17 protein-coding genes are annotated in these 18,773 nt (G+C 32.7%); 13 read left to right on the top strand and 4 right to left on the bottom strand.

The features are described 5' to 3' along the window. Nucleotides 1–102: 102 nt before the first annotated feature. A complete protein-coding gene (gene wrbA, locus OIU80_RS15515; protein ID WP_264287898.1) occupies nucleotides 103–1,266 on the top strand; it encodes an NAD(P)H:quinone oxidoreductase in 1,164 nt (387 codons plus the stop codon). A gap of 89 nt (nucleotides 1,267–1,355) precedes the next feature. Here wrbA and OIU80_RS15510 read toward each other — a convergent pair whose 3' ends face one another. Next, complete coding sequence (locus tag OIU80_RS15510; RefSeq protein WP_264287897.1) at nucleotides 1,356–1,982, bottom strand: hypothetical protein; 627 nt, start codon at nucleotides 1,980–1,982, stop codon at nucleotides 1,356–1,358. Nucleotides 1,983–2,274: 292 nt separating this feature from the next. Between OIU80_RS15510 and OIU80_RS15505 the strand changes: the two genes are divergently transcribed. From OIU80_RS15505 to OIU80_RS15485, 5 genes are all read left to right on the top strand, one after another. Beyond that, nucleotides 2,275–2,766, top strand: a complete 492-nt coding sequence (locus tag OIU80_RS15505; RefSeq protein WP_264287896.1) for a nuclear transport factor 2 family protein — start codon at nucleotides 2,275–2,277, stop codon at nucleotides 2,764–2,766. A 242-nt stretch (nucleotides 2,767–3,008) separates the two neighbouring features. Next, nucleotides 3,009–4,376, top strand: coding sequence for an ammonium transporter (locus tag OIU80_RS15500; RefSeq protein WP_264287895.1), 1,368 nt, complete (start codon nucleotides 3,009–3,011; stop codon nucleotides 4,374–4,376). A 137-nt stretch (nucleotides 4,377–4,513) separates the two neighbouring features. Continuing rightward, nucleotides 4,514–5,191, top strand: a complete 678-nt coding sequence (trmB, locus tag OIU80_RS15495; RefSeq protein ID WP_195736992.1) for a tRNA (guanosine(46)-N7)-methyltransferase TrmB — start codon at nucleotides 4,514–4,516, stop codon at nucleotides 5,189–5,191. Nucleotides 5,192–5,241: 50 nt separating this feature from the next. Continuing rightward, a complete protein-coding gene (locus OIU80_RS15490) occupies nucleotides 5,242–5,877 on the top strand; it encodes a LysE family transporter (RefSeq protein WP_264287894.1) in 636 nt (211 codons plus the stop codon). 21 nt (nucleotides 5,878–5,898) lie between these two features. Beyond that, entirely contained in the window at nucleotides 5,899–6,225 is a 327-nt protein-coding gene (locus OIU80_RS15485; protein ID WP_264287893.1) for an MGMT family protein, read from the top strand. A 157-nt stretch (nucleotides 6,226–6,382) separates the two neighbouring features. Here the strand turns inward: OIU80_RS15485 and OIU80_RS15480 are convergent, their stop codons facing one another. Together OIU80_RS15480 and OIU80_RS15475 are read right to left on the bottom strand one after the other, a co-directional pair. After that, nucleotides 6,383–7,714, bottom strand: coding sequence for a sensor histidine kinase (locus tag OIU80_RS15480; RefSeq protein WP_264287892.1), 1,332 nt, complete (start codon nucleotides 7,712–7,714; stop codon nucleotides 6,383–6,385). Further along, complete coding sequence (locus tag OIU80_RS15475) at nucleotides 7,714–9,063, bottom strand: sigma-54-dependent transcriptional regulator (RefSeq protein WP_264287891.1); 1,350 nt, start codon at nucleotides 9,061–9,063, stop codon at nucleotides 7,714–7,716. The genes OIU80_RS15480 and OIU80_RS15475 overlap by 1 nt, the downstream gene beginning before the upstream one ends. A 159-nt stretch (nucleotides 9,064–9,222) precedes the next feature. Here OIU80_RS15475 and OIU80_RS15470 point away from each other — a divergent pair, with 159 nt between their 5' ends. The 3 genes from OIU80_RS15470 (at nucleotide 9,223) to OIU80_RS15460 (ending at nucleotide 13,816) form a co-directional block, all read left to right on the top strand. Next, nucleotides 9,223–10,467 (top strand): efflux RND transporter periplasmic adaptor subunit, encoded by a 1,245-nt coding sequence (locus tag OIU80_RS15470; protein WP_264287890.1) that lies wholly within the window; start codon nucleotides 9,223–9,225, stop codon nucleotides 10,465–10,467. A gap of 91 nt (nucleotides 10,468–10,558) precedes the next feature. After that, on the top strand, nucleotides 10,559–11,260 hold the full coding sequence (locus OIU80_RS15465) for an ABC transporter ATP-binding protein (RefSeq protein WP_264287889.1): 702 nt from the start codon (nucleotides 10,559–10,561) through the stop codon (nucleotides 11,258–11,260). Nucleotides 11,261–11,383: 123 nt separating this feature from the next. After that, nucleotides 11,384–13,816: an ABC transporter permease gene (locus OIU80_RS15460; RefSeq protein ID WP_264287888.1), complete on the top strand. Its 2,433-nt coding sequence runs from the start codon at nucleotides 11,384–11,386 to the stop codon at nucleotides 13,814–13,816. Between the two features lie 122 nt (nucleotides 13,817–13,938). Here the strand turns inward: OIU80_RS15460 and OIU80_RS15455 are convergent, their stop codons facing one another. Beyond that, entirely contained in the window at nucleotides 13,939–15,549 is a 1,611-nt protein-coding gene (locus OIU80_RS15455) for a L,D-transpeptidase family protein (protein ID WP_264287887.1), read from the bottom strand. Nucleotides 15,550–15,885: 336 nt separating this feature from the next. Between OIU80_RS15455 and OIU80_RS15450 the strand changes: the two genes are divergently transcribed. The 4 genes from OIU80_RS15450 (at nucleotide 15,886) to OIU80_RS15435 (ending at nucleotide 18,585) form a co-directional block, all read left to right on the top strand. Continuing rightward, nucleotides 15,886–17,016: an Mrp/NBP35 family ATP-binding protein gene (locus OIU80_RS15450; RefSeq protein ID WP_264287886.1), complete on the top strand. Its 1,131-nt coding sequence runs from the start codon at nucleotides 15,886–15,888 to the stop codon at nucleotides 17,014–17,016. 153 nt (nucleotides 17,017–17,169) lie between these two features. Next, nucleotides 17,170–17,409, top strand: a complete 240-nt coding sequence (locus OIU80_RS15445) for a NifU family protein (RefSeq protein WP_264287885.1) — start codon at nucleotides 17,170–17,172, stop codon at nucleotides 17,407–17,409. 312 nt (nucleotides 17,410–17,721) lie between these two features. Then, on the top strand, nucleotides 17,722–18,195 hold the full coding sequence (locus tag OIU80_RS15440) for a hypothetical protein (protein ID WP_264287884.1): 474 nt from the start codon (nucleotides 17,722–17,724) through the stop codon (nucleotides 18,193–18,195). Nucleotides 18,196–18,267: 72 nt separating this feature from the next. Further along, the gene (locus OIU80_RS15435; protein ID WP_039116982.1) at nucleotides 18,268–18,585 is read left to right on the top strand and encodes a 2Fe-2S iron-sulfur cluster-binding family protein; all 318 of its coding nucleotides are present in this window, start codon (nucleotides 18,268–18,270) and stop codon (nucleotides 18,583–18,585) included. The last annotated feature ends 188 nt before the right edge of the window (nucleotides 18,586–18,773 follow it).

The following is an 18,773-nucleotide window of genomic DNA, read 5'->3' as shown; positions in this document are numbered from 1 at the left end:
GTAAGAAGTAATTTTGTAGTCCCAAAAAAGGTGTTTATTTTTTGTGAAAAGACAAACAAATTAATTTGGGTTATCAAATATTAAATCATTTAAAATAAATTCATGAAAAAGCAATTACTCGCATTATTAACTGTAATTTTTATAGGTTTTGGTGCAAATGCGCAAGTTAAAACACCAGAGACTACTGTTTTGGTTCTTATCCATTCTCAGAGTGGAGGAACATATAAAATGGCTAAAGCTATGGCAGAGGGAATTCAGGAGTATCCAAATACAAAAGCAACAATAAAAAGAGTTGCTTCGATAAATCCAAAAGAAAAATTAACTGCTGAGGTAGAGAAATTGCCAGTTGCAACAATCGAAGAATTGGCTAATTACGATGGAATCGCTTTTGGAAGTCCGGTTCACTTTGCAAACATTAGTGCCGATATGAATTACTTTTTCAGCAAAAGTATTCCGATTTGGACATCAAGAGTTTTAGAAGGAAAACCAGCAACTGTTTTTATGTCGGCTGGATCAGGAGCAGGAAAAGAAGCAGCAATTTTGTCTTTTTGGAATATCCTTGCATCACACGGAATGGTAATTGTTCCTACAGGAATTATGGGAACAGCTACTTTGGATAAAACAGTTCCACAGGGAAATACTCCTTTTGGCGCAACTTCATTGGCTGGATCAACAGGAACAAGACCTTCGACTAGCGAATTGAATTTGGCTAAAGAACAAGGTAAAGCTTTGGCAAGAGTAGCTTCGGGGTTAAAAAATACCGAAAGCGCTAAAATGCTAAAACTTACCCCAGCCGAAAAAGTAGGTTTTGATGTCAACAAAGTATTAAAAGATAATAATATTGTAATTCCTGAAGCTCCTATGCCAGTTGGGAATTATGTACCCTATACAATTTCTAATAATAAAGTATATATCAATCAAGTTGCATTAAAAGACGGTAAGATATTAAATCCAGGTAAAGTGGGCGCAACAGTTACAGACGAGCAAGCAAAAGAGGCAACCTATCAAACAATGTTAAATGTTATTGCGGTATTGAAAGTAGCTTGTGGAGGTGATTTGAACAAAGTGAAACAATGTGTTCAGTTAACAGGGTATTTTAATACAACTCCTGAATATACACAACATGCTGGTCTTATGAATTCGGCTTCTAATTTAACAGCATTGGTTTTTGGAGAAAAAGGAAAACATGCAAGAGCGACTGTTGGTGCAGTTTCGTTACCGATAAATTCGGCTGTTGAAATTCAGGCGATTTTCGAAATCGAATAAGAATAACTTTTTGAATAAAAATACAAAACCCGAATACACAATATGTATTCGGGTTTTTGCTTTATATGAAGTCGATTGTAATCGTTACTTTATGATTTTGGTAATGCGGCGCCTACAGCAATATCACAACGGTGACCTTCTTGTCCGTGTGGAGGATTCATTCCTGGAGCAGTAACATCAGTATTTGGAGCAGGAAGCGGAATAGCCATTTGTTGGCTAACGGTACCCGACTCCGATTGTGTTTGTTGAGTAGTTGCTTTTGGAGCTGCAGAATTTAATGGTGCGCCTACAGCAATGTCACAACGGTGTCCTTTTTGTCCGTGAGGAGGATTCATTCCTTTGGCGGTAGTTGTTGTAGGTTGAGCAGTTGCTGTATTTGTTACTACAGTTGTTGTAGGAGCAGTTTGGGTTGTGGTTTGTTGTACTGTTTGTGCTGGAGCTGCAGAATTTAAAGGAGCTCCAACTTCAATGTCGCAACGGTGACCGGGTTGTCCGTGGGCAGGATTAATTCCTCCAGTAGCACCCATTACAGTGTTTGGGTTTGTTGTTGTTGCAGGTGTTTGAACTGCCGAATTTGCTTTTGTCGTGTCTTGTGCTAATCCTAGTTTTACTAATTCAGAGGTAGGAGTACTTTCTTGAGGCTCTAATTCTTTCTTACAAGAAATAAAAAGGATTGAAGAAATGATTAACGAGCTTATAAAGATTTTCGAATTCATGGTTGAGTAATTTTAAAGTTCCCAAATATACTCGTTTTTGATTGATTTTATAAATCATTCGATGTTAAAACAGGTTTTTCGCTAGCTATTTTACCGCAAAGGTCGCAAAGTCCCGATAGCTATCGGGATACGCAAAGAGCGCAAAGTTTTGGGTAAATCTCAGTTTGGTTTTTCGCTCCTGTTACCTATTAGGATAAATGATTAAAAGGATTTTATCGCGAAGCATCGGGATTGCGTTCTTTGCGGTAAATTCTCTATATTTCAGCTTTAAAAAAACAACTAACCAAATACTATGAAAAAATCAATTTTACTTCTTTTATTCATTACATCATTTGCGCAAGCACAAACTGTTGAGGTTGATAAAATCAATAAAACTCTTGATGCTTGGCATAAAGCCGCTGCCGCTGCTAGTTTTGAACCTTATTTTGCTTTAATGGCCGATGATGCTATTTTTATCGGAACAGATGCAACCGAAAATTGGAATAAAGCCGATTTTAAAGTTTGGGCGAAGCCTTTTTTTGATAGAGGAAAAGCGTGGAATTTTACAGCATTAGAACGTCATGTCTTTTTTGATGCAACAGGAAAAACAGCTTGGTTTGATGAATTACTTGACACCCAAATGAAAATTTGTCGCGGATCGGGAGTTATGGTAAAAGTGGGAAAAGAATGGAAAGTAAAGCATTATGTATTGTCTATGACGATTCCAAACGACCATGTAGATGAGGTTGTAAAAATAAAAGCACCAATCGAAGATGGAATAATTGCCAAGCTTAAGAAAAAGTAAGTAAAGACTTTGTTTTTAGTCTTTTAAAAATAGAGGTTCTAATTTTGTTATAATAGTATTGATAATTTGATATATTAATTAGAACCTCAAAATGGGATACTGGCAATAAAAAGCTTTTAAAACTGCAATATTGATTATAATTTAATGCTAGCCGCTATTTTTTAGGCCTTAAAAAGTAAAATACTTATTTTTTTATAACTTTGACCCCTGTAAAAACAGGGTTAAAGTAAGGTATTTTAAAAATGAAAATAGAAAAGTGGTGGATTATCTCCTTTATCATTATAAGTATTGTATGTATAACGGGGGCAATTTGGCCAACAGTTAGTGGTACTGATTATGTTCTCTCAGAATTTGGAACTACAGATCACATTGTTCCTGCCGATGTTGCCTGGATGCTTACCTCTTGTTGCTTGGTTTTGATTATGACCCCAGGACTTTCCTTTTTTTATGGAGGAATGGTTGGGAAAAAGAATGTGATATCTACCATGCTTCAAAGTTTTATTTGCCTTGGAGTTGTAACACTTTTGTGGGTTGTAGTTGGTTTTAGTCTTGCTTTTGGGGAGCCAATAGGAATTCATTCTGGAGGAAATTTTTATAGCTTCGTAGGAAATCCAACAACATTTGCCTTTATGGATTATGTGGGTGTTTTGCCTCATAAACAATTAGCAAATACGATTCCGTTTATGTTGTTTGCCTTGTTTCAAATGAAATTTGCAGTTATAGCACCAGCAATTATCACAGGTTCATTTGCCGAGCGTGTTCGGTTTATCTCGTATCTGCTTTTTATCTGTTTGTTCACCATATTTATTTATGCTCCTTTATGTCATGCTGTTTGGTATCCTACAGGAATTTTAGGTACTTATTTTGGAGTTAAGGATTTTGCAGGAGGAACGGTAGTTCATATGAGCGCTGGTTTTGCAGCATTAGCAGGAGTCTTAGTATTAGGAAAAAGAAAAAATAGCCGACATATACCTACCAATATTCCTTTTGTATTATTAGGAACAGGAATGTTGTGGTTTGGCTGGTTTGGTTTTAATGCAGGCTCTGCTTTGGCAGCAAATGGCGTTGCAGCAATGGCTTTTGCTACAACAACTACAGCATCTGCAGCAGCAATGTTAACGTGGGTGTTTTTTGATAGAATCAATGGACGCAAAGTATCCGCTTTAGGTGCTTGCATCGGTGCAGTTGTAGGATTGGTTTCAATTACTCCAGCAGCAGGATTTATATCAGTGCCAGAAAGTATGTTTTTTGGATTTAGCGCAGCACTAGTTTCAAATATGGTAGTAAATGCTACCTTCTTGAAGAAAATCGATGATACTCTAGATGTTTTTGCTTGTCATGGAGTGGGAGGAATCATGGGAATGATTCTTACTGCAATCTTTGCTCATGGCGAAAAAGCAAGTTTACTTCATGGTGGATGGATGGTTTTTGCACACCATATGATGGCATTGGTTTTGGTTTCGATATTTACTTTCTTTGGAGCTTATCTTCTATTTAAATTAACAAATCTAATTATCCCAATGCGTGTTTCAGAAGAATCAGAGCATATTGGATTGGATTTATCTCAACACGACGAAACCCTAGAACCTAAGATAAAAAGTGCTATTTAATTAGGTGATTTTATAAAGAAAACCACATCGAATATTTTTGTAGAAAAAAGCCATTCGATGTGGTTTTTTTCATTTTTGAAATCCGATGCGATTCATTCGTATATATTCCTTAATTTTGCCGAAATATTTGTAAAAAAGTGGGAAGTAAAAATAAACTAAAGAGATTCAAGGAGAACGAAACATTTGATAACGTTTTTCAACCAACGAGAGAAGAAGTTGTAGGCGATTTATTTCCGCTAAAGGGGAAATGGAATACAGACTTCTTTAAGAATGATAATCCGTTGGTACTTGAATTAGGTTGTGGAAAAGGGGAGTATTCTGTAGGATTAGCAGAGAGATATCCAAACAAAAATTTTGTTGGAATCGATATAAAAGGAGCTCGTTTCTGGCGTGGTGCTAAAACTGCTGTCGAAACAGGTTTGCATAATGTTGCTTTTATTCGTACTCAAATCGAATTGATAAACCATATTTTTGCCGAAAATGAAGTAGATGAAATCTGGATTACTTTTCCAGATCCTCAAATAAAATACAAACGTACTAAGCACCGAATGACTAATTCGGAATTTTTGCAGTTGTATAAAAAGATTCTTAAAAAAGATGGTGTTGTAAACTTAAAAACCGATAGTGAATTTATGCATGGTTACACCTTAGGGCTGTTGCATGGAGAAGGTCATGAGGTTTTATATGCTAACCATAATGTGTATGTAAACGAAGGAAGTCCAGAAGAAGTAACTGCCTTTCAAACATTTTATGAGAAACAATATTTAGAAATTAATAAGGCAATTACGTATATTCGTTTCAAAATTAAAGCGTAGTTCGTTTTTTAATTTCAAATACCCATTTTTTAATACATGATTCGCAGCGCATGACATTTATTATCCCCTTACTTTTAGGTTTCATTACGGCTTTTATTGGTATTATTCCACCTGGATTAATAAATATGACGGCAGCCAAAGTGAATTTAAAAGAAGGGAAAAAAAATGCATTGTGGTTTGTTGTTGGTGCAGTGCTTATTATTTTTTGCCAAGTATATTTGGCAATTTTATCAGCAAGGATTATTGACCAGCGACCAGATGTTGTAATATTATTACGAGAAATTGGTTTTGGAATTTTTGCTATTCTAACAGTTTACTTTCTGTGGATTGCAAAAGAACCAAAAAAGAAAAAAAATAAGATAAAAAATAACAGCAAGAAAAGCCGTTTCTTTTTGGGAATGTTACTTTCGGCGCTTAATTTTTTCCCAATCCCATATTATGTTTTTGTTAGTGTTACACTAGCTTCTTATAAGTTGTTTTTGTTTGAAAATCATTTTATTTCAATCTTTGTAACAGGATCAGTTTTAGGTTCATTCACCGTTTTTTACTGCTATATTGCTTTTTTTCAAAAGATAGAGCAGAAAACGGATTATATACTGAAGAACATGAATATCATTATCGGAAGCATTACAGGAATAATTTCGATAATTACACTTTTTAATATCATACGATATTATTTTGCTTAGTTTTTACTAAAAAATAAAGCCATGGCTGAGGATAATTTTTTCGAACGGGTATATGTAATTGCAAGACAGATTCCGTACGGGAAAGTAACTTCGTACGGTGCTATTGCAAAAGCCTTGGGAACGGCACGCTCAGCAAGAATGGTGGGTTGGGCGATGAATGCTTGCCATAATATGGATGACGTACCTGCGCATCGTGTGGTAAACAGAAAAGGATTGCTAAGTGGTAAACATCATTTTGATGGAACCAACCTGATGCAACAATTACTCGAAAATGAAGGCATCGAAGTTAAAGACAATCAAATTGTAGATTTCGAAAAGCATTTTTGGCAACCAGCAATAGAGTTATAGTCTATTTAAAATGTGATGAATTCAGTTTACAGTTCCAGTTTCCAGTTAAATTTTTTTGCGAATAATTTTAAGTTTCAGGTTTTTGACTGAGACCGTAAACTGTGACTGTTTGTTTTTGTTTCAAGTTTCAAGTTGTCGACTGCGACTGTAAACCGTTTTAGGACGTAATCAGGCAAATCACAAAATTCGTTCTGTTTTCATCGGCTTGGTAGCTTAAATAGCCACCATGAGCTTCAATAATATTCTTTGAAAGCGTAAGTCCGATTCCTGCACCTTCTTTTCGAGTTGTAAAAAAAGGAAGGAATATTTTGTTTCTAATTTCAGGGTCAATTCCTTTTCCGGTGTCGGATATTGTAATAAAAAAACGATTGTTTTCGGTCAATGCCGATAAGAATATTTTTTTCTCATGTCTTTCCTTTAAAGCAAAAACACTATTGGTAATCAGGTTGATAATAACTTGTTCCATTTGATTCTTATCAATTAAAATGGAGCGAGAACTGTTGATGTTGTTTATCAATTCGATTCCTTGTTCTTTTAAAATTGGTGACATGATTTTTAAACAATCATTAAAAAGAGAATTAATAGCTGTTGGGTTTTTATTTGGAGTAGGCAACATGGTTAATTTTCGGTAGTTTTCTACAAAAATTTGTAAATGATCGCTGCGGTTAATAATAGTCGATATGCTATTTTTAATGTCTTCAAGATCATCTTCTTCAAGTTTTTCCTGACCAATTATTTGAAGTAAATTTTGCGAAAGCGAACGAATTGGTGTTAGTGAATTCATTAATTCATGTGAAATAACCTTCATTAAAGTAATCCAGGCTTCTTTTTCTTTTTTGTCAATAACACGTTGGATGCTATCTAATAAAATAATAAAATATTCTTTGTTTAATGATTTTGTAAGTGAAGTTTGGAGCGTAAAAGTTTGTAAATCCTGTTGCTCAATCTTGACACTAATAGCTGTTTTTAATTCGCTAAAATGAGTATTTTCAATTTCTTCACACAGTGATGGAAGATAATTTTTGAGGTAACTCCAATGGCTTACTTTTGGAACATTAAATAAAGAGGAGAAATAATCATTCATTAAGAATATATTCCAATTGTTATTGTCTTTTTCTAGAATTAAAGTGGCAGTATCTATATTGTTTAAAATAGAACGATAAATTAATTCTTTTGAAGTTTGTTCCTGTTGCTTTTCTTTTAAAGTATTATATAAAAGAGCGAGATTCTTGAAACTGCCTTTTTTTTGTTCTTCGGGAAAATTGGACGAGTAGTCGTTTTGAAGAATTGAGAGAATTGTTTTGTCGTAAAAGTTAGTTTTTGTTTTGATAAAAGAATACATTTCTATCAGAGCAATAATAACGGCAACACCTGCCAATATACTATTGTGGTACAGCTCCTTTTGTGCAAGATACAATGAAGTAAAAAGAATGATTATAACTATAAAAACGCGTAAAAATAAGAGGTTGTAAAATTTCCAGTTTTTCATTATTCAATATTTTTTAAACCATATTTTTCAATTCTTCGGTATAGAGAAGCTCTGGATAGTCCTAGTTCTTCGGCAGTTTTACTAATGTTTCTGTTGTTTTTAAGTAAGGATTTTTCAATAGCATTTTTCTCCATCTCAGATAAAGGGTTTTCGTCATCAATCGGGATGTCTTCAAAATCAAGAATGTCTAAATCAGTTACTGTAATTATATTGTTTTCGGATAGAATTAGAGCTCTTTCGATCTTATTTTCCATTTCACGCACGTTTCCTTTCCAAGGATATTTTTCTAAATATTTAGCAACGTTTTCATCAAAGACTATATCAGGTTGATTGTATTTTTCTCCAATTTCGTTAAGAAGATATTCTGCCATTGGTACAATGTCGTCTTTTCGTTCGCGCAAAGCAGGCAAAGTAATTTCCATGGTATTAATACGATACAATAAATCTTCACGAAATGTTTTGTTTATTACTTCGGCTTTGATATCGCTATTAGTAGCTGCAATTATGCGTACGTTTAGAGGTCTGGCTTTGCTTTCGCCTAAGCGGGTAACCGATTTGGTTTGTAAAACATGTAATAGTTTTGATTGTAAATGCAAAGGGATGTTTCCTATTTCGTCTAGGAAAATAGTTCCGTTAGCAGCAGTTTCAAATCGGCCAGGAGTATCTGTTTGGGCATCTGTAAATGCTCCTTTGGCATAACCAAACAGTTCGCTTTCGAATAAATTATCACTTAAAGAGCCTAAATCAACATGTACAAAAGGGTTGTCTTTTCGTTGAGAATTTTGATGGATATGTTGTGCGAAAACAAATTTACCAGTTCCATTTTCTCCTAAAATTAGTACGTTAGCATCTGTTTTGGCAACTTTATCGGCAATTGTATAAGCTCGCTTTATTTTGTCAGAAGTTCCGGTGAAATATTTCTTTTCTTCGGGTTTTACTATTAACTTCTTTGATTTCTTTCGGCTTTCATGAACAGCATTATCAATTGTTGTGAGTAGTTTTTCATTATTCCAAGGTTTTAAAACATAATCAAAAGCACCTATTTTTATGCCTTCTACAGCAGTTTCTATTTTTCCAAAGCCAGTCATTAAAATGACAACAGTTTGTGGAGATAATAACTGGATTTCTTTTAGCCAATGAATTCCTTCGCGACCATCTTCAAAACCAATGCGATAATTCATGTCTAATAAAACAACATCAATTGGGTTTTCGGATAATAGTGAGATGATTTTTCTTGGGTCGTTTGTAGTAAAAATAGATTCAAATTGTTTTTTTAGAATCATTTTTACTGAAAAAAGAATTTCTTCCTGATCATCGACAACTAATATATTGGCTTGTTTTTTTCGCATGATATGTTTTTTTGTTCGGTTATGAACGGTCAACTGTTCATTATCGAACACTACTTTTTATTGGTGGTTTTTAAACTGCTTTATAAATCAATGCTTTATATGTTTTAATTCTTTTGGCACAATATTTACCTATTGGTAATCAGTAAATTATTAGAACACATGGATAAAGTAATTCCTCGTAAAAGTAAAAAAATTAGGTATCTGACAATAGGAATCGTGGCTTTTTTAGCTGTGGCTATTGTAGTCTTTTTTTCTTTTAATAAAAAGAGAAGCCTAAATGTTAAGGCAGATGAGTTGACGGTGAAAATTGTAGAGACAGATTTCTTTGAAGATTTTATGGTTTTTCAGGCAAAAGTTGAACCTTTGAATGTTATGTTGGTGAATGTCACTGAAGGAGGTTCGGTTAAGGAAATATTTGTAGAAAACGGTGCAACGGTTATTAAAGGACAGTCATTGGCTCGATTGTATAATCCGAACACGGAACTAAATTACCTTACTCAAGAAACGGCAATTATAGAACAGATTAATAATCTGAATACTGGAAAGTTGAATATTAGAAATCAAGAGTTGAATTTGACTAAGGATTTAGTTGCAATAGAACATGATTATAATGATGCGAAACGATTGTACGATATGAATTCGAAATTGTATGAGAAAGATGTGATTTCTAGAAATGATTGGAATGCATTTAAAGAAAGTTTGCGTTTTCAGGATGAACGAAGAAAAACTATTCAACAAAGCATCCAAAAAGAGAAGCAAACGAATCTATTACAGATTTCACAAATTAACCGTTCGATTCAAACTATGGAAAAGAGTTTGGATATTTTGAGAAATAATAAAAAAAACTTTTTGATAACAGCTCCAGAATCAGGAAGACTAACTTCTTTTCAGCCCGTTTTAGGAAAGACATTTCAGGCGGGTGAAAGTATAGGAAGAATAGATTCTAGACAAGGTTATAAGTTGGGGGCAGAAGTAGATGAGTTTTATTTGGAAAAAATGCGTGAAGGATTAAAAGGACAAGTTGAATATCAGGGAAAAAGATTAGAAGTAGTTGTGACGAAAGTAATCCCAGAAGTCAAAGGGGGGCGTTTTTCTGTTGAATTGAATTTTGCTTCCAAAGAAAAAATTGCTTTGCAGGATGGATTGAGTTTTGGAGTGAAATTAATTTTATCAGAGAGAAATAAAATCCTTGTTTTGCCAAAAGGAAGCTTTAATCAGGAAACAGCAGGAAAATGGATTTTTGTTGTAAATGGAAATAAAGCCGAAAAAAGAGCAATTAAATTAGGTAGAGAAAATCCTTTATATTATGAAGTTTTAGGTGGACTAAAAGAAGGCGAAAAAGTGATAGTGTCTTCTTATTTAGATTATAAAGATATGGAAGAGCTTTCAATAAGTTCGAAGTAATCAATCACATTTTACGACTTACAAGTCACAAAAAAAGTTTCAATCATCAATCAAAAAAACACAATCAATAACAACAAATATTTTAAAAGATATGATAACAATACAAGATTTAACTAGAGTTTTTAGAACAGAAGAAGTAGAAACAGCAGCATTAAGCGGAATTAATTTGAAAATAAAAAAGGGAGATTTCTTAACAATAATGGGGCCTTCAGGTTGTGGTAAATCTACTTTGCTTAATATAATCGGACTTTTAGATAGTGCAAGTGGCGGAAGTTATAAGTTATTGGATAACGAAATGATTGGCCTTAAAGAAAAAGGAAGAGCTAGTGTACGTAAAGAAAATATTGGATTTATTTTTCAAAATTTCAATCTTATCGATGAGCTATCAGTTTATGATAATATAGAGTTGCCTTTAATCTACAATAATGTGAAGGTATCTGATAGAAAACAAAAAGTAGAAGCAATTGCAGAGAAGTTAAATATTTCTCATCGATTAAAACATTTTCCGCAACAGCTTTCAGGAGGACAGCAACAACGTGTTGCAGTTGCAAGAGCTTTAGTAAATGATCCTAAGATTATTTTGGCAGATGAGCCAACAGGAAACTTAGATAGTAAAAATGGTAATGAAGTTATGGAGCTTTTAACTGATTTGCATGCCAAAGGAGCAACAATACTTATGGTAACGCATTCAGATTACGACGCATCTTTTTCTCAAAAAACAATTCACATGAAAGATGGGATTATTTTTTCGGAAAAATTAAATCAAAGAAATGTAGATGTTTTTAAAGTATAGAAATTATGATAAAATTGATAACAATAGTAATTATAGTAGTGATAGAATTTTGTAAAACATTGTTTTTATAAAATATTTTAAATCAATCAATCAATCAATCAAACCAAATCATAAATAAGAAAGATGATATTTAACTGGATAAAAATATTTGTTTATCATTTAAAGCAAAACAAACTGTTTTCGTTTTTAAATGTATTAGGATTAAGCATAGGAATTGCAGGAGTTATTTTTGCAATTTTATATTGGAACAATGAGAATTCATATGATCAATGGAATCCTGAGAAGGAGAACGTGTATCAGGTTCTTAATAGCATAGGTGGTGCAACAGAGAATATATGGAATTCAAGTCCAGTTCCCTTTGGAGTAACATGTAAGGCTACAATTCCTGAAATTGAAAATATTACTTTTTTTGATAGTTGGTATTATGAAGATATACTCAAATATAACAATCAAAAATGGATGGGTAAAAAAATCATAGTTGCTGATTACGATTTTTTTGAAATATTTCCATTTCCAATTGTTAAAGGTGCTAAAAAAGATATTCTTAAAGAGAAAAATAGTGTTGCCATTTCGGAAGATGAAGCAAAAGTGGTTTTTAAAAATGAAGATCCTATAGGGAAAACTATTGTCAATGATGGAAATGTTTTTATTGTAAAAGCAGTTTATAAAATCATGAGACCATCTTCTGTTGAACCTAATTATGTTTTCGGAGGACTTTTGAAAGAGTATGATATGAATAATTGGGGAAACTTTAATCATTCGCTCTGTATAAAGGTGAAAAAAGGAACAGATGCTGCAAATGTTTTAAAGAAAATGCAGCATGTGGATTTTGTTAACCGAACAATGAAAGATGCGAAAGAAAATGGGCAGACTGTTGAGCAATATGTGAAAGAAAATGGAGTTATTACTGTTATTTTGGATCAGCTAAAAGAGGCTCGACTTTATGGCATAGGTTCTAAGGTTGGAGGGAGTTATCCAGAAGGCAGAGGGGATTTGCAGTTATTGTATATTATGGTAGGTTTGTCTGGACTTATTTTGGCTTTATCCCTAGTAAACTATATTAATTTAGCGACAGCATCAGCAATTAAACGAGCTAAAGAAGTTGGTGTGCGAAAAATTGTTGGAGCAAATAAATCTCAAATTATCTGGCAGTTTATATTCGAAACAGCAATAATTGTTGTTTTGGCTATTCTTTTGGCGCTAGCAATTGTAGAGCTTTCTTTGCCTTTTTTTAATGACTTTTTGGGTAAAACCCTTGTTGTCAAAGGGGCTGAATTTTACCTGCAAATTATCATTGTTTTTATTGTTGTAATTGTTCTAGCAGGAATATTTCCGGCAGTTTATGTAGCCAATTTTGAAACATTAAAAGTTTTAAGAGGGAATTTTTCAAGAAGTAAAAGTGGTATCTGGATTAGGAATTCGATGTTGATTTTTCAGTTTACGATTGCAGCCTTTTTTATCATAGGAGCATTAGTTGTTTACTCTCAAGTAAGTTATATGATGAATAAAGATTTAGGTTTCAGTGGAAATCAAGTAATTAGTATTTCATTTAATTATAAAGACCGAGAAAAAAGATTAGAAAAGTATTTTACGACCAGAGAAGAATTGATGAAAATAACTGGCGTTGAACATGTCTCTACTTTTGCAGGTTCTTTTGGTCAAGGAGCGAATTCAAGTTCAGGATTTAAACACAATGGTGTTTTTGTTCAACCTCAAAATGTGACAATGGATTTTGGTTTTCTTGAAATGATGAAAATTAAGATGAGTCAAGGACGAGATTTATCGCCTCAATATGCATCAGATACAATAAATAATTGGTTGATAAATGAAACTTGCGCTAAGATGCTTAATCTTAAAAATCCCATAAATACTGTAATTAGTTCTGGTTGGGGAAATAAAGATGGAAATCTAAAATTTAAAATTGTAGGTGTGGTAAAAGATTTTCATATTCTAGGTTTTAAAAATAAAGTTCCACCGATGGTTTTTGTCAATGTTAAAACTTTAAAATGGGATAATTTAGAGAATATATATGTAAAAGTTTCACCTGAGAACTTGACTGAAACATTATCTAAATTAGAGACTTACTGGCAAAAGAATATCAATCCTGATTATCCTTTTAATTATCAGTTTGTGGATAAGGCATTTGCAAAAACATATAATGAGCAGATAAAACAGAAAAATTTGTTTTTTGTACTTAATGTTATTGTGATTATTATTGCGATTTTCGGTTTATTTGCATTAGCATCATTTTCAATGGAAAGAAGGTTGAAGGAAATTGCAATCAGAAAAACACTTGGCGCAGAAACAGATGCTTTACTTAAAGAATTGTCAAAACAATATGTGCTTTTTTGTCTTATAGGCTTTGTAATCGGAATCTTTCCTGCCTACTTTTTGCTTAATAAATGGTTAGAGAATTTTGCTTTTAGGGTTGATGTTTCATTCTTGCCATTTTTTATTGCATTGGTTGTGTTGCTTTTATTAACTTTGGTAATCGTTTTGGCAAAGGCATATCAAATAACTAAAATAGATATACTTAAATATCTTAAATACGAATAATTAATCTGAGCAATTAATTAGAATTGAGTTTTGGTTCCCGACCCGACTAGCTTTATCGCAGGTCGGGTCTTTTTTTTGGAACACATATCTATAAGATAACTCGTTAGGAATAATTCTTTTATTTAATTAACCTTATCAGGAAATAATAATGAAGACAAACGACTATCTCTGTCATATACATCTTTATAAAAACTAATTTCACCAGCATCATTTACCCAAGCAGTAAAGTATCCGATGTAAACTGGTATTTTGTTTTTTAACATGCAAACTGTTTCTTTTTCACCGCTCATAGCGTTATCAATACGATCAATAGGCCAGTCTGGATAATCTTTCAATATAGCGATTGCAAGATCTTTTGCTTTCTGAACATTTATACAGCCATGGCTAAATGCTCTATCTTGAGCGAGAAATAAACTTTTGGCAGGAGTATCGTGCATGTAGATGTCATTAGGGTTCGGAAATAGAAATTTCACTAAACCCAACGAATTGTTAGGTCCAGGCTTTTGTCTGATAGTTCCGTTATACCATTCCATGTTGTGATCTTTTAAATAGTTTTTATCGGAGGCGATTGCAGATTTCAACTCATTTTTAACAATGCTCTGAGGAACTGTCCAATAAGGACTAAATACAATTCGGTCCATTTTGCTACTAAAAATTACTGTCTTGTTTAATCTGGAACCAACAAAAACGTCCGAAACCAATTCATAAGCTCCATTTTTTACATAAACTAAATGGTATGAGGGAATGTTTACCATTACATATTCTTTACCCTTTTCTAATTCGGCAGGAATCCATCGACAACGTTCCATATTTAACATAATAGTTCTTATGCGGTCCTCGATAGGTTCATTCATTTGATTGATATGCTCTGAAGTGATTTTGTAATTTAATGCTAAACCATATCTTTTCTTGTAATTTAAAACGGCATCCATCAGTTCTTGGTCGTACACATCTCTTTTAGAATCTTCTTTTAAATCTCCAATAACTACTAGACGATGTCTAATTTGACCAATAGTTTTTGAACTATCAAGAGGTTTTAATTCTTGGAATGATTGATCCATAGTTATTGGATCCCAATCGTTGGTTTTTTGAATTTGGCGGTATTTGTCTAAAACATCACGCAATTTATAATATTGACTAAATAGGTCTATTTTGTCTTTGTCTAATAATTTAGGGTCAATCAATAAGGAATCCAGTAATTTATCATATGAAATGCTTTTCTTTGGTAAAAACCATCCCAAATCCTGAACCTTTTTTGCATCGATTCCTTCATAAACTTTGTTGGTGTAGAATACATATAAAGATGTTAATAATAGCTCAGTGTCAGATTGCGAAGGTTTGTTAGCTTCGGTTTCATTAAATATTAAATCTATTTCATCTCTGTAAGGAACAGTAGATTTTACGCCCTCTTTTTCAAGCATGTTTACTTTTTGATATAATAAATGAGCAAATTCAATAAGTTCATTATTGTCATACCATATCATTTTATAATTTCGATTTTTATAAAGCTGATTTACATCAGATTGATATGTGTTGAATTTGGGGTAATCTTTAAAAAAAGAAGTAATTGTAGCATTGTTGATCGAAAGGATTATTTTGCTGTTATCGGTTTTCTTATGAATTATAAGAGAAGTAGAGGATTCAGTAGGTGAAATGTTTTTTTTGTTGGAGTAAAATGAACTTAATGAAAAGGTCAACAGAAGAATTGCGGATAATAAAGTAATTTTTCTCATAATTATTTGATTAGTGCAGTGCAGTCTTGAAAAGAATCTGGCACTCAATGTATTAATAAAGGTATGGAAAATTTAAATGCTATATTTAATAATATTATTTTTATATATTGTTGAATACCAAATTTTATGATTTAAAAAAATAAATTTATTGTTGATGAAATATTTTATTACCCATGAAAAATGATTTAGTAATAACTTCAAACGATTAGCCTATCAATAAATCCAATCTAAAACCGTTAGAATAAGAACTTAATCAGTTATCTTTGTAATCCGAAATCGGTTTAAATTAATATAGTTTTTGAAGCGATTATTGTCAATAGAAAATAGTAAGTTAAAATGAAATTAGACAGAAAAGAAATCCTTAAAGCTTTAGAGACAATTACTATAGCTGGAGAAGGCAAGAATATGGTTGAAAGTGGAGCCGTTACAAATGTTATTACTTTTGGTGATGAAGTTGTAGTCGATTTAGTTTTACACACACCAGCTATGCACATAAAAAAACGTGCTGAGGATGATATTAAAAAAACAATTCATGATTTAGTTTCTGCAGATGCAAAAATTAAAGTAAATATTAAAGTTGAAACTCCTGAGAAAAACGAAATTAAAGGTCGTGCAATACCAGGAATTAAAAATATTATTGCTGTAGCTTCTGGAAAAGGGGGAGTTGGTAAATCAACAGTTACAGCAAATTTAGCCGTTACATTAGCTAAGATGGGTTTTGCAGTTGGAGTATTAGATGCTGATATTTATGGGCCATCTATGCCAATTATGTTTGATGTAGAATCAGAAAAACCAGTTTCAATTTTGGTTGATGGTAAATCAAAAATGAAGCCTATTGAAAGCTATGAAGTTAAAATACTTTCTATCGGATTCTTTACTGCACCAAGTCAGGCGGTAATATGGAGAGGGCCAATGGCTTCTAAAGCTTTAAATCAAATGATTTTTGATGCCGATTGGGGAGAGTTAGATTTTATGTTGATTGATTTACCTCCAGGTACAGGAGATATTCATCTTTCAATCATGCAATCACTTCCTATAACTGGAGCAGTTGTGGTAAGTACTCCGCAAGCTGTAGCTTTGGCAGATGCTAAAAAAGGAGTTTCGATGTTTATGCAAGATAACATCAATGTACCTGTTTTAGGAATTATAGAAAATATGGCGTACTTTACACCTGAAGAATTGCCTGAGAATAAATATTATATCTTTGGAAAAGAAGGTGCTAAGAATTTAGCAGAAGATTTAGGAGTTCCGTTTTTAGGAGAAGTTCCAATTGTACAGTCTATTCGTGAGGCTGGAGATTATGGGCGTCCTGCGGCTCTACAAACTGCATCAGCTATCGAAACTGTTTTTGAGGAGATTACTAGAAATGTAGTGCAAGAAGTGGTAAGTCGTAATGAAAGTTTACCAGCTACCGAAGCAATAAAAATCACAACAATGGCAGGATGTTCTGCAGTAAAGAAAAAATAAATTAGATAATTAAGATAATGAGACAATTAGGAAATTAGATAATTAGCATTTTTTGTAAAAATGGAGAGTTTAACCTTTCTTATCCACAAAATTTCTAATTATCTAATTGACACATTTTCTAATTGACACATTCTCTGATTGAATATTAAAATTATGACAACAGAAGAATTAACAAACAATGTTTTAAGAGCTCTAGATGAAATCAGACCGTTTCTGAATTCCGATGGTGGGGATATAACATTGGTTTCTATAGAAGATGATAAACATGTTAAGGTTCGTCTTGAAGGAGCCTGTACGAGCTGTAGTGTAAATCAAATGACACTTAAAGCAGGAGTAGAAACTACAATTAAAAAATTTGCTCCACAGATAGAAACTGTGGTAAATATTATGTAGTTGTAGCAATTTGCTACGATAAATATATTTTTTTTTTCGCGATTTATTCTAAGTTATGAGTAAGTGCTAATGAGAATATTTAGGAACTTTTTTAAATATTTAGATACTTAGTAATATAGTCTCAAAGCAGAAGATATGCTTGTTTAATGCTAGAATTACCAATGCGTAAACAGCGTTGAAATTACGAAATGTTTAGTGAAGTAAAGAATTGAGTTAGTTTTGTTAAGAAAAAGTGTTAATAATTGAGGGTTGTGTAATGGTGTTTAGTGTATATTTAGCTTAAATTTGCGATATAACCTAAATCTTACATTTATGAATACCTACTATAAGCTAATCGTTCTGTTGATTTTTACTTCTACCAGTTATGCTCAACAAATGAGTGAAAACCTATATGTCGATAAGGCATGGGTAAACGAATATGAAGTTTGGTCGGATTTTAATTATGAAGGCCAAATTGTTATTTCTCCAATTACAGAAGAAGGGGGTTTGAGAATTTCTAATTATGATTTCTTGTTTGACTTTTGTGATGGAAAAGCTAAATTTTCAAATAAACAAAGTTATACAGTTGCTGAGTTTTCTCATCCTCGAAAAATTAAAACAACAAAAGATAAGCAAGGTATAGTAAATTCTACCTACGAGGGTACACTAATCTTTCAAAACGATAAAGATTATTATTCTGTTATAGCTATAGTTACAATATTGCAAAAAAACAGTGTTTTGGGGCTTAAAATGCATCTAAAAGATAAATCAAAAGAATATGCCTTTAGTTTTAAACCTAGCAATTAGTATTTTGTAAAAGATAATGTATTTTTGTTGTATTGAAAATGCGTTAATAATCAAAATTCCGATAATTTAAAAATGGATGTATTAATAAAGATTAAAGATAGAGAGGGAGTTGTTCATGAACTGCAAGCTCCAACTGATATGGCAATGAATGTAATGGAATTGTGTAAAGCTTATGAGCTTCCTGTAGAAGGGACTTGTGGCGGAATGGCGATGTGTGCTTCTTGTCAGTGTTATGTGTTAAATGATGTTGAATTGCCAGAGATGGGAGATGAAGAAGAGGCAATGCTTTCGGAAGCTTTTTATGTTAAGTCTAATAGTCGTTTAGGTTGTCAAATACCAATAACAGAAGGTTTAGAAGGATTAGAGCTGGAGTTGGCTCCAGAGTATTAAAAATAAAGTATAAAGCGAGGAAATTTTTTCTCGCTTTTTTTATTCTTTTATTGTGTGTTTTACTTTTGGTAAAATACACTCAAAAAATAAGAGTATGATCATTGTGAAGATTACGAATGAAAATGTAAGTATTATTTTGAATCTACTTCTTATAGTATCTATTAAGACATTTGCCGTTCCTTAATAAT

The sequence above is a fragment of the Flavobacterium frigoritolerans genome, assembly GCF_025847275.1.
Classification (GTDB): Bacteria; Bacteroidota; Bacteroidia; order Flavobacteriales; family Flavobacteriaceae; genus Flavobacterium; species Flavobacterium frigoritolerans.
This window is presented reverse-complemented; position numbering and strand designations above follow the sequence as displayed.